21 protein-coding genes are annotated in these 23112 nt (G+C 55.2%); 13 read left to right on the top strand and 8 right to left on the bottom strand.

Features of this window, described 5'->3' with window-relative positions; translation table 11 throughout:
• Nucleotides 1-194 precede the first annotated feature (194 nt).
• The 6 genes from paaZ to A3466_RS16205 all read left to right on the top strand — a co-directional run bounded on the left by paaZ (nucleotide 195) and on the right by A3466_RS16205 (nucleotide 7382).
• On the top strand, nucleotides 195-2234 hold the full coding sequence (paaZ, locus tag A3466_RS16180; protein WP_063451426.1) for a phenylacetic acid degradation bifunctional protein PaaZ: 2040 nt from the start codon (nucleotides 195-197) through the stop codon (nucleotides 2232-2234).
• Between the two features lie 223 nt (nucleotides 2235-2457).
• Complete coding sequence (locus A3466_RS16185) at nucleotides 2458-2940, top strand: Hcp family type VI secretion system effector (RefSeq protein ID WP_063451427.1); 483 nt, start codon at nucleotides 2458-2460, stop codon at nucleotides 2938-2940.
• A 113-nt stretch (nucleotides 2941-3053) separates the two neighbouring features.
• Nucleotides 3054-3347: a polymorphic toxin type 44 domain-containing protein gene (locus A3466_RS22495; protein ID WP_236330859.1), complete on the top strand. Its 294-nt coding sequence runs from the start codon at nucleotides 3054-3056 to the stop codon at nucleotides 3345-3347.
• On the top strand, nucleotides 3325-3720 hold the full coding sequence (locus A3466_RS16195; RefSeq protein WP_063451429.1) for a hypothetical protein: 396 nt from the start codon (nucleotides 3325-3327) through the stop codon (nucleotides 3718-3720). The genes A3466_RS22495 and A3466_RS16195 overlap by 23 nt, the downstream gene beginning before the upstream one ends.
• Before the next feature lie 159 nt (nucleotides 3721-3879).
• The gene (tynA, locus tag A3466_RS16200) at nucleotides 3880-6156 is read left to right on the top strand and encodes a primary-amine oxidase (protein ID WP_063451430.1); all 2277 of its coding nucleotides are present in this window, start codon (nucleotides 3880-3882) and stop codon (nucleotides 6154-6156) included.
• Between the two features lie 119 nt (nucleotides 6157-6275).
• On the top strand, nucleotides 6276-7382 hold the full coding sequence (locus A3466_RS16205; protein ID WP_063451431.1) for a GGDEF domain-containing protein: 1107 nt from the start codon (nucleotides 6276-6278) through the stop codon (nucleotides 7380-7382).
• Nucleotides 7383-7419: 37 nt separating this feature from the next.
• Here A3466_RS16205 and A3466_RS16210 read toward each other — a convergent pair whose 3' ends face one another.
• Nucleotides 7420-8919 (bottom strand): aldehyde dehydrogenase family protein, encoded by a 1500-nt coding sequence (locus A3466_RS16210; protein ID WP_063451432.1) that lies wholly within the window; start codon nucleotides 8917-8919, stop codon nucleotides 7420-7422.
• Between the two features lie 241 nt (nucleotides 8920-9160).
• On the opposite strand from A3466_RS16210, the gene feaR reads away from it, so the two are divergent.
• Nucleotides 9161-10069, top strand: a complete 909-nt coding sequence (feaR, locus tag A3466_RS16215; protein WP_063451433.1) for a transcriptional regulator FeaR — start codon at nucleotides 9161-9163, stop codon at nucleotides 10067-10069.
• Here the strand turns inward: feaR and A3466_RS16220 are convergent, their stop codons facing one another.
• Genes A3466_RS16220 through A3466_RS16230 form a run of 3 tightly spaced genes read right to left on the bottom strand, consistent with a single transcriptional unit; the run spans nucleotide 10070 to nucleotide 13222 of the window.
• On the bottom strand, nucleotides 10070-10387 hold the full coding sequence (locus A3466_RS16220; RefSeq protein ID WP_063451434.1) for a YdbL family protein: 318 nt from the start codon (nucleotides 10385-10387) through the stop codon (nucleotides 10070-10072).
• Nucleotides 10388-10394: 7 nt separating this feature from the next.
• On the bottom strand, nucleotides 10395-10586 hold the full coding sequence (locus tag A3466_RS16225) for a YnbE family lipoprotein (protein WP_003857369.1): 192 nt from the start codon (nucleotides 10584-10586) through the stop codon (nucleotides 10395-10397).
• The gene (locus A3466_RS16230; RefSeq protein WP_063451435.1) at nucleotides 10583-13222 is read right to left on the bottom strand and encodes a YdbH family protein; all 2640 of its coding nucleotides are present in this window, start codon (nucleotides 13220-13222) and stop codon (nucleotides 10583-10585) included. The genes A3466_RS16225 and A3466_RS16230 overlap by 4 nt, the downstream gene beginning before the upstream one ends.
• Before the next feature lie 210 nt (nucleotides 13223-13432).
• On the opposite strand from A3466_RS16230, the gene A3466_RS16235 reads away from it, so the two are divergent.
• Both A3466_RS16235 and A3466_RS16240 read left to right on the top strand, forming a co-directional pair.
• A complete protein-coding gene (locus tag A3466_RS16235; RefSeq protein ID WP_063451436.1) occupies nucleotides 13433-14422 on the top strand; it encodes a 2-hydroxyacid dehydrogenase in 990 nt (329 codons plus the stop codon).
• Nucleotides 14423-14693: 271 nt separating this feature from the next.
• Entirely contained in the window at nucleotides 14694-15530 is an 837-nt protein-coding gene (locus tag A3466_RS16240; RefSeq protein WP_047050820.1) for an alpha/beta fold hydrolase, read from the top strand.
• A gap of 96 nt (nucleotides 15531-15626) precedes the next feature.
• On the opposite strand, the gene A3466_RS22500 is transcribed toward A3466_RS16240, so the two are convergent.
• Together A3466_RS22500 and A3466_RS16245 are read right to left on the bottom strand one after the other, a co-directional pair.
• Nucleotides 15627-15800: a GnsA/GnsB family addiction module toxin gene (locus tag A3466_RS22500; RefSeq protein ID WP_064718041.1), complete on the bottom strand. Its 174-nt coding sequence runs from the start codon at nucleotides 15798-15800 to the stop codon at nucleotides 15627-15629.
• Nucleotides 15801-16094: 294 nt separating this feature from the next.
• Nucleotides 16095-16373: a DUF1471 domain-containing protein gene (locus A3466_RS16245; RefSeq protein ID WP_063451437.1), complete on the bottom strand. Its 279-nt coding sequence runs from the start codon at nucleotides 16371-16373 to the stop codon at nucleotides 16095-16097.
• A gap of 251 nt (nucleotides 16374-16624) precedes the next feature.
• On the opposite strand from A3466_RS16245, the gene A3466_RS16250 reads away from it, so the two are divergent.
• Nucleotides 16625-17215, top strand: coding sequence for a DUF4142 domain-containing protein (locus A3466_RS16250; protein ID WP_063451438.1), 591 nt, complete (start codon nucleotides 16625-16627; stop codon nucleotides 17213-17215).
• A gap of 78 nt (nucleotides 17216-17293) precedes the next feature.
• Here the strand turns inward: A3466_RS16250 and A3466_RS16255 are convergent, their stop codons facing one another.
• Nucleotides 17294-19390: a pyrroloquinoline quinone-dependent dehydrogenase gene (locus tag A3466_RS16255; protein ID WP_063451439.1), complete on the bottom strand. Its 2097-nt coding sequence runs from the start codon at nucleotides 19388-19390 to the stop codon at nucleotides 17294-17296.
• A gap of 10 nt (nucleotides 19391-19400) precedes the next feature.
• Nucleotides 19401-19766, bottom strand: coding sequence for a hypothetical protein (locus tag A3466_RS16260; protein ID WP_063451440.1), 366 nt, complete (start codon nucleotides 19764-19766; stop codon nucleotides 19401-19403).
• A 368-nt stretch (nucleotides 19767-20134) separates the two neighbouring features.
• Here A3466_RS16260 and A3466_RS16265 point away from each other — a divergent pair, with 368 nt between their 5' ends.
• The 3 genes from A3466_RS16265 (at nucleotide 20135) to A3466_RS16275 (ending at nucleotide 23060) form a co-directional block, all read left to right on the top strand.
• On the top strand, nucleotides 20135-20992 hold the full coding sequence (locus tag A3466_RS16265; protein WP_063451441.1) for an alpha/beta hydrolase family protein: 858 nt from the start codon (nucleotides 20135-20137) through the stop codon (nucleotides 20990-20992).
• Between the two features lie 290 nt (nucleotides 20993-21282).
• Entirely contained in the window at nucleotides 21283-21825 is a 543-nt protein-coding gene (locus A3466_RS16270; RefSeq protein WP_063451442.1) for a histidine phosphatase family protein, read from the top strand.
• A gap of 269 nt (nucleotides 21826-22094) precedes the next feature.
• On the top strand, nucleotides 22095-23060 hold the full coding sequence (locus tag A3466_RS16275; RefSeq protein WP_063451443.1) for a magnesium and cobalt transport protein CorA: 966 nt from the start codon (nucleotides 22095-22097) through the stop codon (nucleotides 23058-23060).
• Nucleotides 23061-23112: the final 52 nt, after the last annotated feature.

Below are 23112 nucleotides of genomic sequence, written 5' to 3' on the forward strand. Positions count from 1 at the left end.
CCCAAGAAGCGTTTGCTTATTTTGTGACGACGCTCGCAAGGGTTTTCGTGAACAGCAGGAATCGCGCGGGTTTTTCATGACGAAGCTGAGCAATGCAGATCACAACATTAACAATTCATTAAAACTCAGCTTGATTTTTATGATTCATGATCAAACTATCTATAGTGAAATCACGAAACATCTGGAGAGAAGAAATGCAGCAGTTAGCCAGCTTCTTGTCCGGCACCTGGCAGTCAGGCCGGGGCCGTGAGCGCACCATAACCCACGCTATCAGCGGGGAAACGCTATTTGAAGTCACCAGCGAAGGGCTGGATATGGCGGCCGCACGCCGTTACGCCATTGAACACGGCGGGGAGGCGCTTCGCGCAATGAGCTTTATCGAGCGTGCCGCCATGCTGAAGGCGGTGGCCAAACACCTGCTGAGCCAGAAGGATCGGTTTTACGCCCTTTCAGCCCAGACCGGCGCAACGAAGGCCGACAGCTGGGTGGACATCGAAGGCGGTATCGGCACCTTCTTCACCTACGCCAGCCTCGGCAGTCGCGAACTGCCGGACGATACCCTGTGGCCAGAAGATGAGCTAATCCCGCTGTCGAAAGAAGGCGGCTTTGCGGCACGCCACGTGTTGACGTCCAGGTCCGGCGTGGCGGTACATATCAACGCGTTCAACTTCCCGTGCTGGGGGATGCTGGAAAAACTTGCCCCGACCTGGCTTGCCGGGATGCCCGCCATCATCAAACCCGCCACCGCCACCGCGCAGGTCACGCAGGCGATGGTGAAAGCGATTGTCGAGAGCGGTCTGGTGCCGGACGGCGCCATCAGCCTGATCTGCGGCGGCGCGGGCGATCTTCTGAGCCAGCTCGACAGCCAGGACGTGGTGACGTTTACCGGATCGGCCAGCACCGGACAGAGCCTTCGCGTGCACCCGAATATCGTCGCCCATTCCATTCCGTTTACCATGGAAGCGGATTCCCTGAACTGCTGCGTGCTCGGTGAAGACGTAACTCCGGAGCAGCCGGAGTTTGCGCTGTTTATCCGTGAAGTGGTGCGCGAGATGACCGCCAAGGCCGGGCAAAAATGTACCGCCATCCGCCGCATCATCGTGCCGGAAGCGCAGGTTGAGGCCGTCAGCCAGGCGCTGATTGCGCGGCTGGAGAACGTGGTCGTCGGCGATCCGGCGCAGGAAGGAGTGAAAATGGGTGCCCTGGTCAACCATGAGCAACGCGCCGACGTGCAGGAAAAAGTCGATCGTCTGCTTGCCGCGGGCTGCCAGATCCGTCTGGGTGGTAAGGCCGATTTGCAGGCGGCTGGCGCATTCTTCCCGCCCACCCTGCTGTTCTGCCCGCAGCCGGACGAGACGCCGGCCGTTCACTCCACCGAAGCCTTTGGCCCCGTCGCCACCCTGATGCCGTATCGCAATACCGAACACGCCATGCAGCTGGCGCGAGCGGGCGGCGGCAGCCTGGCGGGAACGCTGGTCACGGCAGATTCAAACGTGGCGCGGCAGTTTATTGCCGGGGCAGCACGCGCCCACGGACGTATTCAGATCCTCAACGAAGAATCTTCCAAAGAGTCTACCGGACACGGTTCCCCGCTGCCTCAGCTGGTGCACGGCGGCCCGGGACGTGCGGGCGGCGGCGAAGAGCTGGGCGGCCTGCGCGCCGTGAAGCACTATCTTCAGCGCACGGCCATTCAGGGCAGCCCGTCCATGCTCGCCGCCATCGGCAAACAGTGGGTGCGTGGCGCCGGGGTGCAGGAAGATCGCGTTCATCCGTTCCGTAAATACTTCGAAGAGTTACAGCCGGGCGACAGCCTGCTGACCCCGCGCCGTACCCTGACGGAAGCGGATATCGTGAATTTTGCCTGCCTGAGCGGAGATCACTTCTATGCCCATATGGACAAAATTGGCGCGGCGGAGTCGATTTTTGGCGAGCGCGTGGTGCACGGCTATTTTCTGATTTCCGCCGCGGCGGGGCTGTTTGTTGATGCCGGGGTTGGGCCGGTTATTGCCAACTACGGTATGGAAAACCTGCGCTTTATCGAGCCGGTTAAACCGGGCGACACCATTCAGGTGCGCCTGACCTGCAAACGTAAAACGCTGAAGAAACAGCGTGCTGCCGATGAAAGACCCACCGGCGTGGTGGAATGGGCGGTTGAGATTTTCAACCAGCATCAGCAGGCCGTGGCGCTCTACTCCATCCTTACGCTGGTGGCGCGCCAGCAGGGTGATTTCTGATCAAAGCAACAAGATTGACGTTGCTGCATCAATTGTTTAAGAACATCAAAAAGCCTGAATAGAAACATGGACTGGATGGCTTTGATTAATCAAACCATCCAGTCAGCCCGGTCTGGATAAGTTACAACCGGAAACAGTAAGTAAATTGACCATATTGTTAGCATGGTTATTATTTAGCGGCGGGAATATTCCCGCGTTAAATTACATGGAAGAGTATTAGGCTATGGCAATTCCTGTTTATCTTTTCTTAACTGATGATGGTGGCGCAACAATTACAGGCTCGGTGGATATACGTTATCGTGAGGGAAGCATTGAAGTCACTGGCTTTACACATAATCTAAGCCTACCAACCGATCCATTGACTGGGAAAATTACCAGTAAACGCAACCATGCCCCAGTCGTTTTTCAAAAAGAAATCGATTCCTCCTCCCCTTTCCTGATGAAAGCCGTTGCGACTGGCCAAAGCCTTAAAACGGCTGAATTCAGGTGGTATCGCATTAATGACGCGGGGCAGGAAGTAGAATATTACAATATGCGCCTCGATAATATTCGCGTCGTTTCCGTTACGCCATTGATGCATGACATTAAGGACCCGACGAAAGAAAAACACAATCATCTTGAAGTCGTGGAACTACGCTACGATAAAATAACCTGGACGTATTGTGATGGTAATTTACAGTTTGCTGACTGCTGGGCTGAGCGTTAAATATGCGAATCCCATTATATTCAACACCCTATAATATTGCATCCTTTGCACCACCTGGCGTGGACGTTGTGAGCCACATGGTAATTGCGCGATTTCACGGTGGCCCCTCATTAATGACCTACATATGGTTTTATCAAATGGTCAGGAATCATGGCCCCTGGGATTATAAACAAGGCCGGGCACAATTTGCCAACTTTGGCAATTTTCATTACGGTGCCGTTGGCGCCGCTGCGGGTATTCCGGATGGCATTCTGCTCCGGGGGGCAGGTACTGCACAGATTCTTGCCGGGACAAGCGATCCTGTCGAATTTGCAAAATTCCAGAGTCATAATAACTACGGTGATGACCCAGTCGATCAGTTATGGATAAGGGCAGGAATTGATTATGCACGACGTTCGGGTTTTTAACTGGCGCGCTGGTGTGATTTTACTTTTTTTCCTTATCTTCATTGCATACCCTTTCCGCGATCTGTTTACCGTATATGAACATTTGCAGGAAAAAATCCAGGTTAACGAGCGTTTAACGCTTTATATCACCCAGGTTGAGGCAGGTTCACTGTCTAAGAACAGGTATCATATTTATCTCTTTGATGCGAAAAAAAGCCCGGAAGATTTCATGTCCAACGTTAAGGACATTCCCCCCGTCATGATCACCGATGATGATAAAGCTTCGGTGACGATTAAAGATGAAGACATTTATTTTCGCATTCGCGGTAAGGTCTATTCGTTCACGACGGTAGGTTTCGACGTCCGCATACATCTCGACAGTTCACCTTATTGAAGCACCCTTTTTCTGTCACGGGGTGTGATGCACCCCCGGTCTTTTTTTAACCTGGCAAGACTGACAAACAACCTGGCAGATGCAGGCAAACGCTTTTCGTGCGCGCCTGTCAGGATAAGGCTGACACAACACAATAAACACAACAAGATGAGGTCTGCGATGGGAAGCTATTCTTCTTTTTCTGCCCGTAGAACGGCGCTGGCCATGGCCGTTGCGCTCTGTTGCGCCTGGCAATCCCCTGTTTACGCGCACGGCAGCGAGGCGCATATGGTTCCGATGGACAAAACGCTCCAGGCGTTCGGGGCTGACGTGCAGTGGGATGATTATGCCCAGATGTTTACCATCTTTAAAGACGGTGCCTTTGTGAAGGTCAAACCCGGCGCAAACACCGCCATCGTTAACGGCACGCCGTTGGCGCTACAGGTGCCCGTGGTGATGAAGGACAACAAGGCATATATCCCGGAGACCTTTATCAACGATGTCTTTCAGTCCGGTCTTGATCGGACCTTCCAGGTCGAAAAAAGCCCCCATCCGTTAAACGCGCTGACGGCTGATGAAATCAAGCAGGCCGTGGAGATTGTGAAAGCGTCTGCGGATTTTAAGCCCAATACCCGCTTTACCCAGATCGCGCTGGCGGAGCCAGATAAAGCCAAAGTCTGGGACTTTGTGCTGAACGGCACGGCGGTGGATGCGCCCCGCCAGGCCAATATCATCATGCTTGACGGCAAACGCATCGTCGAAAGCCGGGTGGATTTGAAGGACAAGAAGATCCTCCACTGGGCGCCGATCAAAGACGCGCACGGCATGGTGCTGCTGGATGACTTCAACACCGTGCAGCAGATCGTCAGTGAGAGCCCGGAGTTTGCCGCGGTGCTGAAAAAGCGCGGCATTAACGATCCAAAAAAAGTGATCACCACGCCGCTTACCGTCGGCTTTTTTGACGGCAAGGATGGGCTGAAACAGGAAGATCGCCTGCTGAAAGTGATCAGCTATCTCGACGTGGGCGACGGTAATTACTGGGCGCACCCGATTGAAAACCTGGTCGCGGTGGTGGATCTTGAGCAGAAGAAAATCCAGAAGATTGAGGAAGGCCCGGTCGTGCCGGTGCCGCTCACCCCGCGCCCGTATGATGGCCGCGACCGCGTTGAGGCGGAGAAAAAACCGCTGGATATTATCGAGCCGGAAGGCAAGAACTACACCATCACCGGGGATAGGGTGCACTGGCAGAACTGGGATTTTCATCTGAGCCTGGACTCACGCGTCGGCCCGATGATCTCCACCGTAACCTATAACGACAACGGCAAAAAGCGCCAGGTAATGTACCAGGGTTCGCTCGGCGGAATGATCGTGCCGTACGGCGACCCGGATATCGGCTGGTACTTTAAAGCCTACCTGGACTCCGGTGACTACGGCATGGGTACCCTGACCTCCCCGCTGGTGCGCGGTAAAGACGCGCCGTCCAACGCTGTGATGCTCAACGAAACTATCCCGGACTACACCGGTGCGCCAATGGAGATCCCCCGCGCGATCGCCATTTTTGAGCGTTACGCCGGGCCAGAATATAAGCACCAGGAGTTAGGTAAACCCAACGTCAGCACCGAACGCCGCGAGCTGGTCGTGCGCTGGGTCAGCACCGTGGGTAACTACGATTACATCTTCGACTGGGTGTTCCATGAAAACGGCACCATCGGCATTGATGCAGGTGCCACGGGCATTGAAGCGGTAAAAGGCGTACAGACAAAAACGATGCATGACGCCACCGCGAAAGATGACACGAAATACGGGACGCTGATCGACCATAACATTGTCGGTACCACGCACCAGCACATCTATAATTTCCGTCTGGATATGGACGTGGATGGTATTAACAACAAGCTGGTGGCCATGGATCCGGAAGTCAAACCAAACGCCGCTGGCGGCCCGCGCACCAGTACCATGCAGGTCAATCAGTATGATATTGATACCGAACAGCAGGCCGCCCAGAAGTTCGACCCGGGCACCATCCGCCTGCTGAGCAACACCCGCAAAGAGAACCGCATGGGCAACCCGGTTTCGTATCAGATTATCCCTTACGCGGGGGGCACCCACCCGGTGGCGACGGGCGCGAAGTTTGCTCCGGACGAGTGGATTTATCACCGCCTGAGCTTTATGGATAAACAACTGTGGGTGACCCGTTACCATCCTGACGAAATGTACCCGGAGGGGAAATACCCGAACCGTTCCACCCACGATACGGGCCTCGGGCAGTACAGCAAAGATAACGAGTCGCTCAACGACCAGGATAACGTTATCTGGATGACTACCGGCACCACCCACGTCGCCCGCGCCGAAGAGTGGCCGATTATGCCGACGGAATGGGTGCACACGCTGCTCAAGCCGTGGAACTTTTTTGACGAGACGCCAACGCTCGGCAAGAAAAAAGCCGAGCAAAAATAAGCAAATGTCGGGCGCAATGCCCGTTTTTTTGTGCAAACATTTGAGGAATAATCGAGCCTGCTTATAGTTAATACTACCTGGCTTTAGCGAGCTATCCACCGGACGGGAAGAAAACCATAATGGAAAAAAGACACAACGCAACGCCAGAACCTGCGACATGGCCGACCCGTAAATCAATGGTTGTTCACGGGCTGGCCGTGAATCTGCCCTGGCTCGCCTTTGTCAATGCGAGCTTTGCGCTGATGGTTCTGCTGCGCAATTCCCTGTTCGGCCATTTTGACGCCCTCTTGCACATCCGCCCGCCTCTTAGTCAGATGATTGACGCTTCCATGCTGGGAGTAGTTATTCTTTCCGTGGCGCTGGTCATCATGGCCTGGCGCCACATCCGCGGCGTCAGCGCCGTGCTCTTTATGTGCAGCCTGCTGTGGTCGATAAGCTGTTACTGGTTTATCACTGTGATCCAGCTTCCTCATCCCTGGCCGATATTCGTTACCCTGCTGATGGCCGGTATGACCGCGCTCTATTTTCATCCTGTGGGGCTGGTGTGCTTTATCGCGCCGCTGTGGATCACTCTGCCCGTTGCCAGCATGCTGCTGAATCAGGAGATGAACCTTCGCTTTGTCGGGCTGTGGGTGGTCTTCACCTTCATTCTCGTTTGCGGACGCTACATCCTGTTGAGCTGGTTTGAAGAGGCCTGGCGTCGCAACCAGCAGAATCAGCGCTTGATTTCACGGCTGGATGCGCTGGCCCACCAGGATCCGCTGACGAGAACAGCCAACCGCCGGGCGATGGAGCTGGTACTGGAAAATGCGGTGGAGCAAGGCAAACGCTTTACGGTGCTGATGCTGGATGTCGACTACTTCAAACTCTATAACGACACCTATGGTCACCAGGCAGGAGACGATTGCCTTGCGCGGGTTGCAGAGGTGCTGAACGCCTCGGTGCGCACCCCGGAGGATGTGGTCTCCCGCTACGGTGGCGAGGAGTTTGTAGTGATCCTCTTTGACTGCGTGGAAAACGTTGCTGAAAAAGTCGCTGCGCGGATCCAGCAAGGCCTGCGCGCGGCAGCCATTCCGCACGGTGCATCGAAGGTCAGTGAATATGTGACGGTCAGCATGGGGATTGCCGCCCATAGCGCAGGACTTGCCGGTCCGGAAATCATCGCCCGCGCCGATGCGGCGCTGTACCGGGCGAAAGAGGCCGGGCGGGATCGTTGGAGGCGTTAAGTTATGCCGGGTGGCGCTGCGCTTACCCGGCGTTTTATTAGTACCGCACGCATACCGACTTGGTTTCACACCAGCCATCCAGCCAGTCGGGGCCGAAATCACGCCCGGTGCCGGACTGCTTCATACCGCCAAACGGCAGGTTGGCGTCGATCAGCGTGTGGCTGTTCACCCACACGGTTCCGGCCTGTAGCCTGTCGGTATACTCCAGCGCTTTGCTGATGTTCTGCGTCCAGACGCTGGCCGTTAAGCCATATTCAGTGTCGTTCGCCAGCTGAAGCGCCTCTTCCCCGTCGGCGACACGGACCAGGTTGACCACCGGCCCGAACACCTCTTCACGCGTCAGGCGCAGATGATTATCCGGGTTGACCACCAGCGTTGGCGAAACGTAATAGCCTTTGCCGTCTGGCCCCCGGTTCCCGGCGATCAGCTCCGCATTGTGTGTCTTTGCTTCATCCAGGAACGCCTGGACCTTATCGCAGTGGGCGCGCGACACCAGCGGATTGATAAACGCCTCGGGCGACATGCCCGGCCCGACGGTCAGAGATTTCACGGCCTGTTCAAACCCGCTGACCAGCGTGTCAAACAGCGGGGCCTCAATATAAATGCGCGAGCTGGCCGCGCAGACCTGCCCCTGATTCAGGAAGCTGCCGGTCATCAGCCCTTCAATCACCCACGCCGGATCGGCATCTTTCAGCACGATGGCCGGGTTTTTGCCCCCCAGCTCCAGCGTCACGCCCGTTAGCGTATCCGCCGCCGCGCGGGCTATCTGCTTGCCTGTCGCCGTCGAACCGGTAAAGCTCACTTTGGCAACGCGCGGATGCGAGGTCAGCGCCGCGCCGCAGACAGCGCCACTTCCGGTTACGACGTTGAACACGCCATCCGGGACACCCGCCTCGCTCGCCAGTTCCGCCACCCGTAACAGGGTGAGCGGCGTGGTTTCGGAGGGTTTGATCACGATGGAACAGCCCGCCGCCAGCGCGGGCATCACTTTCCACATGCCAATCATCAGCGGGAAGTTCCACGGCACAATCCCCGCCACGACCCCAACCGGCTCTTTGCGCGTCCACGCCTGATAGCGCGCGCCCTGCGGCAGAGGAATAGAGAGATCGAGAGTTTTGCCGGCAATTTTGGTGGTCAGCCCCGCCGTGTAGCGCATCCAGTTCAGGGTACAACCCACCTCAAAGGCGCGGGAAATATTGATGGATTTCCCCTGCTCCAGGGTTTCGAGCTGCGCCAGCTCTTCGCCATGCTGTTCCACCAGATCCGCAAACCGCAGCAGGATGCGTTCCCGCTCTGCCGGCAGGCGCCCGGCCCAGCTTCGGGCGACAAAGGCGCGCCAGCCGGACATCACCGCCCGATCGACATCGTCGACGCTGGCATCGGCGGTGGAGGCAATCACCTCTCCGGTCGCCGGGTTGTAGACGTTCAGACGCTTTTCGCTGTCGGATGCCGCCTGACGCCCTTCAATCCACAGGCCGTGCTGACGGTCTAAAAACTGCTGCACGCCCGGCAGGACGGCGACGTGTGATTCGGACATAGGGTACTCCTTCGTTATGCTTCGCAGGGTGTGTAAGCAGTCTAAGAGGGGTTTCGCATTCCTGCTTTTGTCTGTGTGACATTCGCTTTGCCAGCTGTGACAGGCTCCGCAAATCGTGATAATTCCCGCTTATAACGCTGTCACCGGTGAGCGTTCTTTCCTATAGTCAGCCTCGTAGCCCAGACAAAATGCAACATAAATGCAACAATGCGAAAACGGTGACGGTGCAGCGAGAAAAGCAATGGCATGTGCAAGCGAACAGGACAATTTTCAGCAGTGGCTGGCGCAAATTAACCAGGTTTGCGGGCGCTTTGCGGCACGTCCGTTAGAGGGAGCGTTTCTCGGCGAACTGGAAACCAGCTACACCCAAAGTCTGAAGTTGAGCACGGTGACCACCGCAGGCGTTAACCTGTTTCGCACCCGTCAGGAGATCAAAAGCGGCAATGATGCCTGGTTCTACACCGTATTTCAGCTGGAAGGCAGCGCAGGGATCGAACAGGACGACCGGCGCTCGGTGCTGAAAGCCGGGGATATCACACTGATTGACGCCTCCCGCCCGTGCTCCATTTACTGGCAGGAGCGTTCCCGCCAGATTTCGCTGCTGCTACCGCGACAAATCATTGAGCAATACGCACGTTTTCAGGAAGTACGCTGTGCGCTTCCACTCTCCCGCAGCCTGCCTACGGTGCAGCTTAGCTACCGCCTGTTGCAGGAGAGTATGGGGAATGCCGATCTGAGCGCCAGAGAAAGTGAAGCGGCGCTGGAGGCAATGGTGTGTCTGCTGCGTCCGGCGTTCCAGCAGCGTGACGAGGCGCTGCCGCGCAAGGAGCGTCAGTTCCGGCACGTGCTCTCCCTGATTGATGACCACATTCAGTCGGAGGCGTTAAGACCGGAATGGATAGCCTCAGAGAGCGGCATGTCCGTGCGCAGCTTGTACCGCATGTTTGCCGAGAAAGGACTGGTGGTGGCGCAGTACATTAAGAACCGTCGCCTCGATTTATGCGCGCAGGCGCTACGTGGCATCAGCGACGATGAAAAGCTGGCGGGAATTGGCTACAGCTGGGGCTTCACCGACCATAGCCATTTTTCCACCGCGTTCAAGCAGCGTTTCGGGGTTTCGCCGGGCGAATACCGTAAGCGTTACCGCTAGCTATTTTTTCAGCCACTTTCCGTTAATCCCCTTCACGTACTCGCCCGGCTGGGCGCGGGCCACCAGCTTTTGTCCCGCCATTTTCGCCACCTCGTCGACGGGCAAATTATTATCGTCAGCCAGCTGCTGATAGCTTTCCGTACGCGCGGCGTTGATACGGTTCACCAGCGCCAGCGTTTCTGCGTCGTGCTGAACGGGCGCCAGATAGCCGCTCAGGGTTTCCCCTACGCGTCCCTGGGCGCGCGCATCGTTGAGCGTCAGCGTGGCGGCGTGAACGTTCATCCCCAGCGCCAGTAACATCAGAACTAATCGTTTCATGGCATCCTCAGAACAGATCGCTGCGGGACTTCAGCAGGGCTTCAACGTCTTTATCCACTTTGATATGGATTTCATGCTCGATTTTCACGTTCATGTTGATGGTGATCGGCTCCTTGGGCGCCGCCACTTCAATGCGCGGCGTGCAGCCTGACAGCAGCGCGACGACGGCCACGGTGAGTACACCAGCCCTCTTTTTCATCGTTGTTCCTCACTTTCCTTGCCTGTCGTACTGCGGAGAAGGGGTATCGCCGCATGTTGCTCAAACCATGTTTGCAAATTGTCCCCGAAGCGCAGACTGCGCCAGAGGGTAAAAATATTCTCTTCATGGGTGTAATTCAGGTTCACGAAGCTGCTTTTGCCCTCGACGTGGCTGATGCCTTTGATGGCCGCCTGCATGGTCAACACCCCCAGATTATCCACATTGAGCTTCGTCCACGACTGCGAAATTTCCATATAGCGGAGCCAGTTGATCGCCGCCCCTGCAACCACGTTGTCCTTCACAATGGCATCCGCCGTGTCCTGGTCGATGCGCAGCGTCATCGGCCCCGGGTTGGTCAGCCAGCCATCTTTAATGATCCATTTTTCATTGTCCAGCCAGAACGGCAGCGCGCCGCTCACCGGGCCGGACATGGCAAACTGCTTCGGATTTACCGCGCTTATCAGTTCGCTGGAGGAAATATTATCCACGCGCAGTAACGCTGGATCGTGCTGCGGCATTCTCAGCTGCTGCATGGTGATTTTCCCGCCAAGCGCTTCGACCTTCACGTTGGTGAGCAGGAGCGGGTTTGCTTCGGTCCACGGATAATCACCCTGGAGATCCGCAGTGATATTTCGGGCCGTGACCAGGTTTTTTACCTCGCTGATACGTAACGTTACCGGCCCCCGCGTGCCCAGCGACCAGGTGCCCTGGCTCAGGCGGAACGGCAGGACAAAGTCAACGCCGTTAATCTCGTTATCCGGCATCCACGCGCTGCCCGCTTTCAGTACCCCGTGCCCCCCGGCCTCAAAGCCCTGATCGGGTGCCGCCGAGAAGGCCACCTGAGCGTACATTTCACCGCCGCGCAGGGTCATTTTCCACTCTGGCGGGATCAGCGGCTGGAACACCGTAAGGGACTGTTTTGGCCACCAGGCCTGACCGCGAAGGCGTTCGCCGTCCCAGCGGCCATTTACCCGTACCGGGCCGATGTCGTCCGCATGAAGATCTCCTTTAAACTGGAACACCGTCGGGTCTGTTCCCTCAACGCTGAAGGTCAATACGGACGGTGGCAGCACACTTCCGCCCGAGAAGCTCGTTTGCCCGGCATTGAGCGCGAGCGCGCCGCTGAAGCCAGGGTTATTCGGGTCGCGCGACCAGCGCACCGGGCGATCCAGCACCAGGCGCGGTTTGCTGACCAGCATCGTGCCGTACTGCAATTTGTCGAAACCCGTGGAAAGATCCGTCAGCTCAATAACGTTGTCGCGCCACTCCCCGGTTCCCCGAACATCCCAGCGCGCGTTCATCGGCGTGAAGTTCCCTTTCCCCCAGTAGCGCCACTGCCACAGACCGTTATCGGGTAAAAAGTCGTTAGCCTGGCCGTCCAGATGCAGCTCAAAATCACCCATTTCGTTTTCATGCGCTCGCAGAATGGCTTGCAGGCGGCCGTCCACACCCTTTTGGGTCAGCTTCACGCCCGCCAGCGGCCAGCGGATTTCATCGATATCCAGCGAGTCAATGATGCGCCCGCGCGAGCGCAATAAAGCGCCGGGCTCAAACGTAAGCTGCGGATCGTAAAGGCTGCCGGTCAGTTTCGCCGGGAGTCTGGCATACAGGATCAGATCGTTTTGCTTGGCTTCCCCGCTCAGGTGCAGCGGCATCGCGCTGTTTTCCATGCTGAGGGAGCCGGGACCGATATTCAGCACCGCGTTGCCCTTACCCGCATCCCCCTGGGTCAGCACGTTGAGGCGCCCCGTGAAGGTAGCTTTCTCCAGCCCCTGCTGCCAGTTATCCACCTTCAGACCGACGCGTCCGCTCATCGGCATACCTGAGGCTGACAAGTTCCAGCGTCCGTCGCTGATCGTTAGCTGCTGGGCGGTGATCTGCCACGGTAAATCGAGCAGCGGCTCGGGGTTCTCCCGCGCCATCACCACCAGCTGGCCCTGATTGCCCTCCCAGTCCAGATCGGCATCGACCAACGAGGATAACTGTGGCACGTTAAAGGTGGCGACCGTATGCCCCTTCACCGGCACGCCGTCCGGCACCAGCGGCAGGGTAAATTCACCCACCAGCTTCACGGGCTGGGGCTGGTCCGGCAGCTGAACATCGAACTGGCTTACAGAAAGCGTCTGGCCACGCAGCTGCCCCTTAATGCTCACCTGCTCTCCCTTATAGGTGATGTCCTGGCGATCTGGGGTCAGTGAGGCATGCAGCTCACCTTCCCACTGCTGCCAGGGGGAAAGGGTAAAGCGGTGGATGGTCAGCCAGGTGTTGGGCAGGATGGCCTGCCACTGTGCCAGCGTTTTCGGTGCCACCGTCGAAGGCGCTGATTGCGGTAGTTTGCTCAGGCAGACAGAGTTAAGTTTAAGCGCGCCAATATCCAGATCCCAGCGGCTTGGGTGTGACAGGGTCACGTTTTCGACGCGGGCAATTTCGCACTCTTCTACCAGATAGCGAAGATCGGGAATAATCAGGGCGTGGCGCGTTAGGCGCGGGCTTTTTTCAAACGCGATACGCGTTCCAACGGGAAGCCAGATCCCGGCGAGCGTGGGCACCCACTGGGCGAGCGTCATCAGCAGCGTCAGCGGCACGAGTAACAGCAGCAGTAATAGCGCGATTGCGGCTTTGTATTTACCCTTCATGGGCAGTTAATATCCTGATTTTGCGAAAAAAATAAGCCGTTCTTGCCGCTCATTGTCGCATGTTTAGCCAGTCAGTTGAAGGTTATGCCATTTTTAAGAGTAGATGCTCTACAATAATTCATAGAACTTATTGATTTCAATGAATTTTGAAAAATTGTAAGATAATTTTAAACATGCTAACGTGGTTCCAAAATCACTGGAGAAAGTCTTATGAAACTCGCGGTATATAGCACAAAGCAGTACGACAAAAAGTATCTGCAACATGTTAACGAGACGTACGGTTTCGATCTTGAATTTTTCGACTTTCTGCTGACTGAAAAGACGGCTAAAACCGCCCACGGCTGTGAAGGCGTATGTATCTTCGTTAACGATGATGGTAGCCGACCGGTGCTGGAAGAGTTGAAAAAACAGGGCGTGAAATACATTGCCCTGCGCTGCGCGGGCTTTAACAACGTCGATCTCGATGCCGCCAAAGAGCTGGGCCTGAAGGTCGTGCGCGTCCCGGCCTATTCTCCGGAAGCGGTGGCAGAGCACGCCGTTGGCATGATGATGTCGCTCAACCGTCGTATACACCGCGCCTATCAGCGTACCCGTGACGCTAACTTCTCTCTGGAAGGGCTGACCGGCTTTACCATGTTCGGTAAAACCGCTGGCGTGATCGGTACCGGAAAAATCGGCGTGGCCGCCCTTCGCATCCTGAAAGGTTTCGGCATGCGCCTGCTGGCGTTCGATCCGTACCCAAGCGCCGCTGCGCTGGAGCTGGGCGTGGAGTATGTCGATCTGAAGACGCTTTTCTCCCAGTCGGACGTCATCTCCCTGCACTGCCCGCTGACGCCTGAAAACTATCACCTGCTCAACCAGTCGGCGTTCGACCAGATGAAAGACGGCGTGATGATCATTAACACCAGCCGCGGCGGACTGATCGACTCTCAGGCCGCTATCGAAGCGTTGAAAACGCAAAAAATCGGCGCGTTGGGTATGGACGTGTATGAGAACGAACGCGATCTGTTCTTTGAGGATAAATCTAACGACGTGATCCAGGACGACGTATTCCGTCGGCTGTCGGCCTGCCACAACGTGTTGTTTACCGGACACCAGGCGTTTCTGACCGCCGAAGCGCTGATCAGCATTTCGGAAACCACGCTGGGCAATTTACAGCAGCTTGATAAGGGCGAACCGTGCCCTAACGCGATCGTTTAAGACCTTCAGGCCGGGCGGCGGTGGCCTCTGCCCGGCCAATAATAAGCCCATCGGAAAAATAACAGTGCCCCGGCGTGTATAGGGGCTATTTCGTTTAAAATAAATAATGATCCTATAAAATAAACCTATAACTGTTTTCAGGAACCCTTCTACACTTTAAGCGGATATATCGGTAATAAGATTAATATAAGTCAATTTTATTACGTTCTTAAATGCTGGGCTATTTACTTAGCCTTCACACATTTTTGCCATTAGCAGAGGAGTCTGAAATATGGCATTCGTAACAACGAAAGATGGTGTCAGTATTTATTACAAAGACTGGGGTCCGAAAGAGGCGCAGCCTATTGTTTTCCATCACGGCTGGCCGCTGAGCGCCGATGACTGGGATAACCAGATGCTCTTTTTCCTTGCTGAAGGCTTCCGCGTCATCGCCATCGACCGTCGTGGTCATGGTCGTTCCGATCAGGTGAGTGAAGGTCACGATATGGATCATTACGCCTCCGACGCATCGGCGGTGGTTGAAAGCCTCGATCTGCGTAATGCCGTGCACGTCGGCCACTCCACCGGCGGAGGCCAGGTCGCCAGATACGTGGCGAAGTACGGTCAACCTCAGGGGCGAGTGGCCAAAGCGGTACTGGTTAGCGCCGTTCCACCGCTGATGGTCAAAACCGACGCTAACCCCGGCGGAACGCCCATTGAGGTGTTCGACGGCTTCCGCCAGGCGCTGGCAGCTAACCGCGCCCAGTTTTACCTCGACGTCGCCAGCGGTCCGTTCTATGGATTTAACCGGGACGGAGCAGACGTTTCGCAGGGCACGATCCAGAACTGGTGGCGTCAGGGTATGATCGGTAGCGCCAAAGCCCACTATGAAGGCATTAAGGCGTTTTCAGAGACCGACCAGACGGACGATCTTAAAGCCATCACGGTTCCTGTCCTTGTGTTGCAGGGCGATGACGATCAGGTCGTACCGTATAAAAATGCCGCCCTTCTACAGGACAAGCTGCTCGCAAACAGCGAACTTAAAATTTATCCTGGCTTCCCACACGGGATGCATACCACGCATGCCGATACCATAAACGCCGATATTCTGGCATTTATTCGCTCATAAAGACGTTGATTATCCATAAAAAACCGGGCGCTATGCCCGGTTCTCTTTTAGGGTTATAGAAAAGGCCACATGAGCGACCATTTCAGGAAAAGACGATTACAGGAGTTTTATTTTTACCTCATACCCCTCAAGGCCTGTCATGGCCTCACGCGCAGTAAACTCAATTTCAGACACTTCCTGCCCTGTTTTTTTTCGTAGCTCTGCAATTTTTTTGGCTATAAGCGCTGAAATTTCTTCTTCTGCCTTTTGCGTCATTGCGTCAACTTTCATGTTTACCTCTTGCGACCGTTTACTGTTTCCATTTTCTAACTGGCTTTTACCATAAGCTTATGTAAAGCGTAGACTATCTGCGTTACGTCTGCTGCCTGCGCCTCCGGGTGAACCTGCTTTTAAAAAAATGCATTTAGATTGCATTATTTCTTCAAGGTGTTATTGTCCCAACGCCTTAGAGCACATAAACATAAGAAAAGATTTGACTCAAACTCGCCCCGCATCAGGGGCATTTTTTTGGCGGTATATAAGCAAAAACCCGCCATAAGCGGGTTTGCGTATCAATCGTGAAGATTATTTGAAAACTTCCGCTACGGCCTGGAAGTTCGGGCCATGCTCACGAGCAGCAATGATGACGTAGTATTTCCCGCCCTTCTCGTCTGCCAGTTTTGAGAGTTTTTCATGAAGATCTGAAGGTGAAGAAATTTGTCCACCTGAAGCCCCTACAGATACGTTACCCAGATATTCCAGTTTGAAGTGGTGCGCTTCATCCTTGGAAATCATATCTGCCGCAGATGCGCCAAAGCTTGCTACCGTTAAAGCCAATACAGTCCCTAATAGTGCTTTTTTCATATCATTCCTCCTGTTGATGAATTTATATATTTAACATTAGCACCAAATATGTAAATGATCCGTATCAATTTTGTAGAAGGGTTGAGCAATAAGAGGCGCGCCATTGATCATGATTACCGGCCATGCTGACGCGCAAACTGCGGGTGCAGCAGGTTCATCTACTATACTGACCGGGGTAGTTATCACTTATCTGCCCGGTTGCGCATAAAGCAACTCAAACTCACCTGTACCATGACCATCAGGAGAACAATATGCACACGAGTAAAACCCTGAAAAGGCTGCTAGCCGTATCAGCAGTTGCAGCAATGTTCAGCACCGTTGGCGTACACGCTCAGACGACAGGCGCCGCGCAGACTAGCGCTGCGGGCCAGGCTCAATCAGACGCCAAACTCAGCGCCGACGACGAAAATGCGTTGAAGGACATGGCGCAGGCAAATATCAACGAAGTTGCCGCCGCCAGGCTCGCCCTCGACAAGGCTCAAACCAGCGACGTGAAAACATTCGCCCAGAAAATGGTCGACGATCACGGCGCCGCCCTGACCAAAGTCCAGGCCGTGGCCCAGAAAAAGGGCGTAGAGCTGCCGACCGAGCCCGACGCCGCGCATAAGGCCCTGACCTCGAGGCTGGAAAACCAACGCGGTGACGCCTTTGACAAGATGTATATGGAATACGCCGGTGTGAAAGACCACCAGAACGTGCTGTCGAAGCTACAGAGCGACGCCAGTAAAATCAGCGATCCGGATGTGAAGGCCCTGGCCAACGAGCACACTCCGGTCGTTGAGCAGCACCTGAAGTCCGCCGAGCAGATGTCCACGCGCGCCGGGGCATCAGCCGATAAATAAGCGCGCCGGTAAAACGGCAGAGGCAAAATAAAGTGGGGCCCGCAGGCCCCACGCTTATTTCCCCCTTCCAGGGCAACACTATTCAGGCAGCGCGTAAACTACTACCTGATCTCCTACCTGGTCCTTCAGGATCGTGTTTCCGCCCGCCACGAAGGCCACGTACTGGCGACCTTTATATTCATAGACGGACGGGTTCGCTACCGCCGGGGCTTCTGCCTGATCGGACCACAGCTCCTCACCGGTTTCCACCGAGTAGGCGCGCACTTTGGCATCCATAGAGGCACCGATGAAGATTACGCCGCCCGCCGTCACGGCCGGGCCACCAATGGTAGGCGAACCCCAGCTTTCCGGCATGAAGAAGCCATACTGCTGGGAGGCGCCAACCGGACGACGCCATTTCACATCCCCCGTGTGCATATCCAGCGCCACGATTTCGCCAAACGGCGGCTTCCAGCACGGCATGCCCAGCCAGTTGCTCGCCACCAGCAGACGCATGCCGTACGGGGCACCTTCCTGTGGGGCAAAACCGCTTTCGTTGCCGGAGTCTTTGTCCGCGTTATCGTAATCTTCACGGCTGTAAAGCTTCACGTACTGGACGATATGCGAAGTATTGACGATGGCAATCTGTTTTTGCGGATCGAACGCCACCCCGCCCCACTGCACGCCGCCGGCGCTATCGGGATAGGTGAGCGTGCCTTCGCCTTTGGTGGTCGGCGGGGTGTACATTCCCTCATAGGTCAGGTTATCCCACAGGCGGGAACACTGACCGCCACCGACGATATCCGCCAGCTTCCAGATTTCCGGCTTTTTCGACTGGTCGAGCAGCGGCGCAGGTTTGGTCGGGAACGGCTGCGTAGGCGAGAGCACTTCGCCCTGCACCGAACCATCGCCCTGCGGAACCGGACGCTCTTCGATAGGCCATACGTCCTCTCCCGTCAGGCGGTTAACCACAAACAGGAAGCCCTGCTTGGTGGCCTGAACCAGCGCCGGGATCTGTTTGCCGTCTACGGTGATATCCATCAGCGTTGGCGCGGAGTTGATATCGTAGTCCCAGACGTCGTGGTGTACCCACTGACGAGACCAGACCACTTTACCGGTGTTGATGTCCAGCGCAGTGGTGGAGGTGCCAAGCGGAATAGCGTCGACGCGGTTGCCGCCCCAGTAGTTGGGAGACGGAGACGAGACCGGGAGATAGACCAGGCCGTTGGCCTCATCGGCAGACATGTGCGTCCAGACGTTGGCAGTACCGGTACGCTTGCGGATCTCTTCCGGGATCGCGTCAAAGGTCCATTCACGCTCGCCGGTCTGGGCGTTGAATGAAAATACGGTGCCAGGAGGCGCTTCGGCATAGGCCCAGTCTTTCCCGGCCCAGCCTACCAGCAGATGGTTGCCGACGACGGTTGGCGGTTGCAGTACAGAGAGCGGATACTTGGCGTTAACGGTGTTCCACTGGTTCAGATCCAGCACGCCGTTGTCCGCAAAGTCGCTGCACGGTTTGCCTGAATCGGCGTCCAGCGCAAAGAGCTTGCCGTCAACGGTGCCCATATAGACGATTTTCTGGCATGCCTGACCGTTCACCGGTTGTTTTGCCTGCCAGTAGGAAACGCCGCGGTTTTTGAGCACCGGCTGGGTCAGCGCCTTGCGCGACGATTTGGTGTCATAGTGCCACTTCTCTTTACCCGTGCCCGGATCCAGCGCAATCAGGCGATCGAAAGGGGTGCCGATATAGAGCGTGTCGTTAGCGAAAATGGGCGTTGCGGACCATACGGTCGCCGGCGTATCGCCTTTGCCGTCCGAGACGTCGCCGGTATGGAACTCCCACACTTTCGTTAATTTACCGACGTTATCCGCCGTGATCTGGGTCAATGGGCTGTATTTCTGCGCGTTAAGCTGCCCATGGAAGCTGTCCCAGGTGGCGGTGCCGGGCACCAGCGGCGTCGCTGGCTGGTTCGCCGAGGCGACTTTTTGCCCGCCACCGTTGCCGGTTGAGGCATCGTCTGTGGTTTTTGTGGTCCCGGGTGCCTGCTGATCGGCGGCATCAATGTTAAGCGAGTCCTGGGTCCCCTGAGAGGCCTCAGCGGCTTTATCCTGCGCCTGAAGCGCGAACGGAGCGACCAGCAGCGCCAGCGCCGTCATGCCGACTTTTATGAAGGGATAATGCTTATCGTTATGCACGGGCGGCTCCTCAGGTTCGGACGGAATGTTTGTAACGGGCGGAATTGCTGCTCAGCATAATCAGACCGATCAGGCCGACCACCATGGCTGCCGTTACGATGTACTGGTGCAGCAGCGCGGCGGCAAAACCAATACCCACTAACACGACCAGGGTGATAATCATCATGAAAACACGCGCCCCGCGCCCCGATGCCGCACGTAACATAAAGGTCAGTATCGCCAGCACCGCGCTGGCAATGGCCACGCCCAGTGCGCCAATGGTGCCTGTGACGCCGGAGAGCGGCGTCCACCAGGCGTATAGCGCCACCGCGAAGCCTATTATCGCGGCCAGCAGCAGCAAAATACTGCCGATGCGCGAAGATTGAGAATGCAACATACCAGGGATCCCCCTCTAAAAAATGCCAAATGGACCAACGTAAGGCGTTTTCGTGGATATATGCCCCTGCTGTTCTCGCGTGCAATCGCTATTAAAACAACGCGGCGTGAAGAACGGCGGCATATTTCACTAAACGTAACTGAGTATAGAAGAGGATTTTTTTATGGGACGTTTATCCGACGCGTGCCCTGCCCCACGCTGAGTTCATAAAGCGGCGTGTTTCGTGAAAAACGCACGGGCGAGGTTTATTGTCTGCTTTGAGCGAGGGGCGGATGGTGGGGAGAAAACAAAAAATCGCCAGATGGGATAGTAAAGGCTAGATTTAATTCAGGCATAACTGGTATGACCACACAAATAAGGCTCTGCGTATGCATTCAGTCATAATACCCGTAAAAGAAGGCGGATTTCTGGCAGCCACACTATGGGAAAGAAAAGATGCCAAAGCGATGGTTCTCCTTCATCCGGCAACCGCGGTTGTGCAGGCGTTTTATAAGGGATTCGCACAGTATCTTTTTAACAGAGGATTCAACGTTCTCACCTACGATTATCGCGGTACGGGCCTTTCTAAGTCCGGGCGGGTTCGGACTTACCGCGTGTCTATGTCTGACTGGATCGACCAGGACGTCGGATGCATAACCGCCTGGGCTAAAGCACATTTTCCAGGGCTTAGCCTGTTGGCGGTAGGACACAGTGTAGGCGGGCATGCTGTTCTGCTTTCAACCGCCACCCACGCCCTGCAAGCTGCGGTCATGGTGGCCTCACATGCCGGAGTGACGAGCTCCATAAAACAAACGACAGAAAAGGTGCGTGTCTGGTGCTTATTGCGTGTTCTGGCTCCGGTTCTGTGCCGTATCTTCGGTTACATGCCTGCCAGGCGCCTGGGATTGGGCGAAGATTTACCGGCGCCAGTCATGCTTCAATGGGGGCGCTGGAGCGCAATGCCAGGTTATTTCTACGATGATCCAGACTGGAATGCACGCCAACGGGCAAGTGAGATCACGCTACCCATGCTGGTGATGGGATTTGATGACGACCCCTGGGCTAACCGTGAAGCTATTGCGCGGCTGATGGAGCCAGTGCAGCAAGCAAAAATCGAACGCTGCGAGATACGGCACGCAGAGTTTGGCCTTTCGTCCATTGGGCATATGGGATTTTTTCGTACGCGATGTGCGGAGAAATTATGGCCCGTCGTCGGTCAATGGCTGGAGAGTCAGTGCCCGGATTGAACGACGCGTGAACATGGCCTCCTGAGTATTTGCAGGGTGTTTTCCGCGGCTGGCACAAAGTGGGCAGGCTCATACTGAAGGTCCGCTATGAGCGAGAAGCGGACATCATGACTTTGAAAAATGCGAAGACCGTATTAATGCATTACTTATTCACACATTGATTCTTTCCTGACGCATCGGCTCAGCAATCCGTGTCAACCCCAGATAAGGTAGTGGTGCGTCCTGTCTTTATCGCGTTAGTCTGTCGTGAAAGGACCATAAACTAGAAGCTCTGTATGGAAATTATTTTAATGCGTCATGGAAAGCCTACTTTTACAGGATCTGCGAGAGTAACGAGCCGTGAAATGTCCAACTGGATTGCAGAATACGATCTTTCTGACACAGGAGAAGATATACCGCCGGAGTCCAGTAAAATATTAGCATTCAGCGCATCGCGAATCATAAGTAGTCCTCTTCCCAGAGCACTTTCTTCCCTGAAAGCATTAGGGCTTGAGCCGGACGTTATTGATGAGGTTTTCAGGGAAGCAGAACTGCCGGTATTTCACATGCCCGGTATCAGGTTATCCCCGACCCTGTGGGCTGTATTTTTCCGCGTCATGTGGTTATGCGGTATATCCCGTAATGTGGAGCGCGTGGGAATAGCAAAGAGACGTGCTATTCAGGCTACGGATATTCTCATAGCGTCTGCAAAAGGATCCGACGGCCCCGTGCTCCTTATGGCTCACGGGGTGATGAATCGGCTAATTGCAAAGGAACTGAGGTCGCTGGGTTTCAAAGAGTGTTGTTGTCAGGGTAATGGTTACTGGAACGCGAGTATCTACAGACTCCAGTAACTAAAGATATTGAGTGGAGTGCACATCCGGAGTCTCCAGATATTGAAAGTTAGTAGTTTCTTTTTCGGCACGCAAAGAACTGATGTGACGACCAATGTTTGCCATGAGCGAGAAGCGGACAGGATCACTGACCTGAACTGAACTGAAGGTCTGCGATAAACGAGGAACAAATAACGCCATTCATATGTTAACAACTGCCAGCTTAAAAATTTGGAAATTTAACGGAAATGGTTAAGCTTCTTAGAACATGCTTACGGGATAGCAAAAAAATGATTGTTAACTGTATGGTCTACCGTTCAGGCCGCCCCGCCGAAACCGTGGATATCGAGGATATCAGCGAAATCATCCAGGATACCGATGCGTTTATCTGGCTGGGGCTTTGGCAGCCTGAACCTGCGTTTATGTATAAAGTCCAGGAAGAGTTCGGTCTGCACGATCTGGCCGTTGAGGATGCGCTTAACGCGCATCAGCGGCCTAAGATAGAGCGTTATGGCAGCTCGGCATTTGTCGTTGTAAAGACCGTCAGTGGACAGGGCGACAACATTGAGTTTGGCGAAACGCATTTATTTGTGGGGCGAAACTTTCTTATTACGGTGCGCCACGGTGCTTCAGAGAGCTATGCGCCTATACGCGCCCGTGCTGCTGAAGCCCCGGACATGCTGTCGTACGGTCCGGCGTATCCGCTTTACTGTATTCTGGATTTCATTGTTGACAGTTACGCAGAGCTGACTGCGCGCCTCAACACAAAAATTGGTGATATAGAAGCGACACTTTTTCACAGTGAATTTGACCGTGAAGCTATTCAGGACGTGTATTCCCTCCGCCGTAATCTGCTCGGGCTTCGCAACGCCGCTCAGCCAGTAGAAGAAATCTGTACCGAGCTTATCCGCATTCATGAAGACCTTATTCCAAAACCCCTCAGGGCCTATTTCAGAGATATTCAGGATCACGCAAGCCATGTAGTCACAGATGTAAATGACATGCGTGAACTGCTTAGCAGCGCGATGCACGTTAACCTGGCACTGGTTTCAGTGCAGCAAAACGAAGTTGTGAAGAAACTGGCCGGTTGGGGGGCCATACTCGTGATCCCGACGGTAGTCTTCAGCATGTATGGTATGAACTTCGACAATATGCCGGAACTGAAGACGCTCTATGGCTATCCGGCTACGATCGCTGTCACGCTGGGAGCCTGTGTATTACTGTGGCTACGACTCAAACGCTCTCGCTGGCTTTAATTGATAAGCGGTCCGATCGTTTTTGGTGCCCTGAAGTAAAGTAAAGCCTCAC

The sequence above is a fragment of the Enterobacter genomosp. S genome (assembly GCF_001631805.1).
GTDB lineage: Bacteria > Pseudomonadota > Gammaproteobacteria > Enterobacterales > Enterobacteriaceae > Enterobacter > Enterobacter quasihormaechei.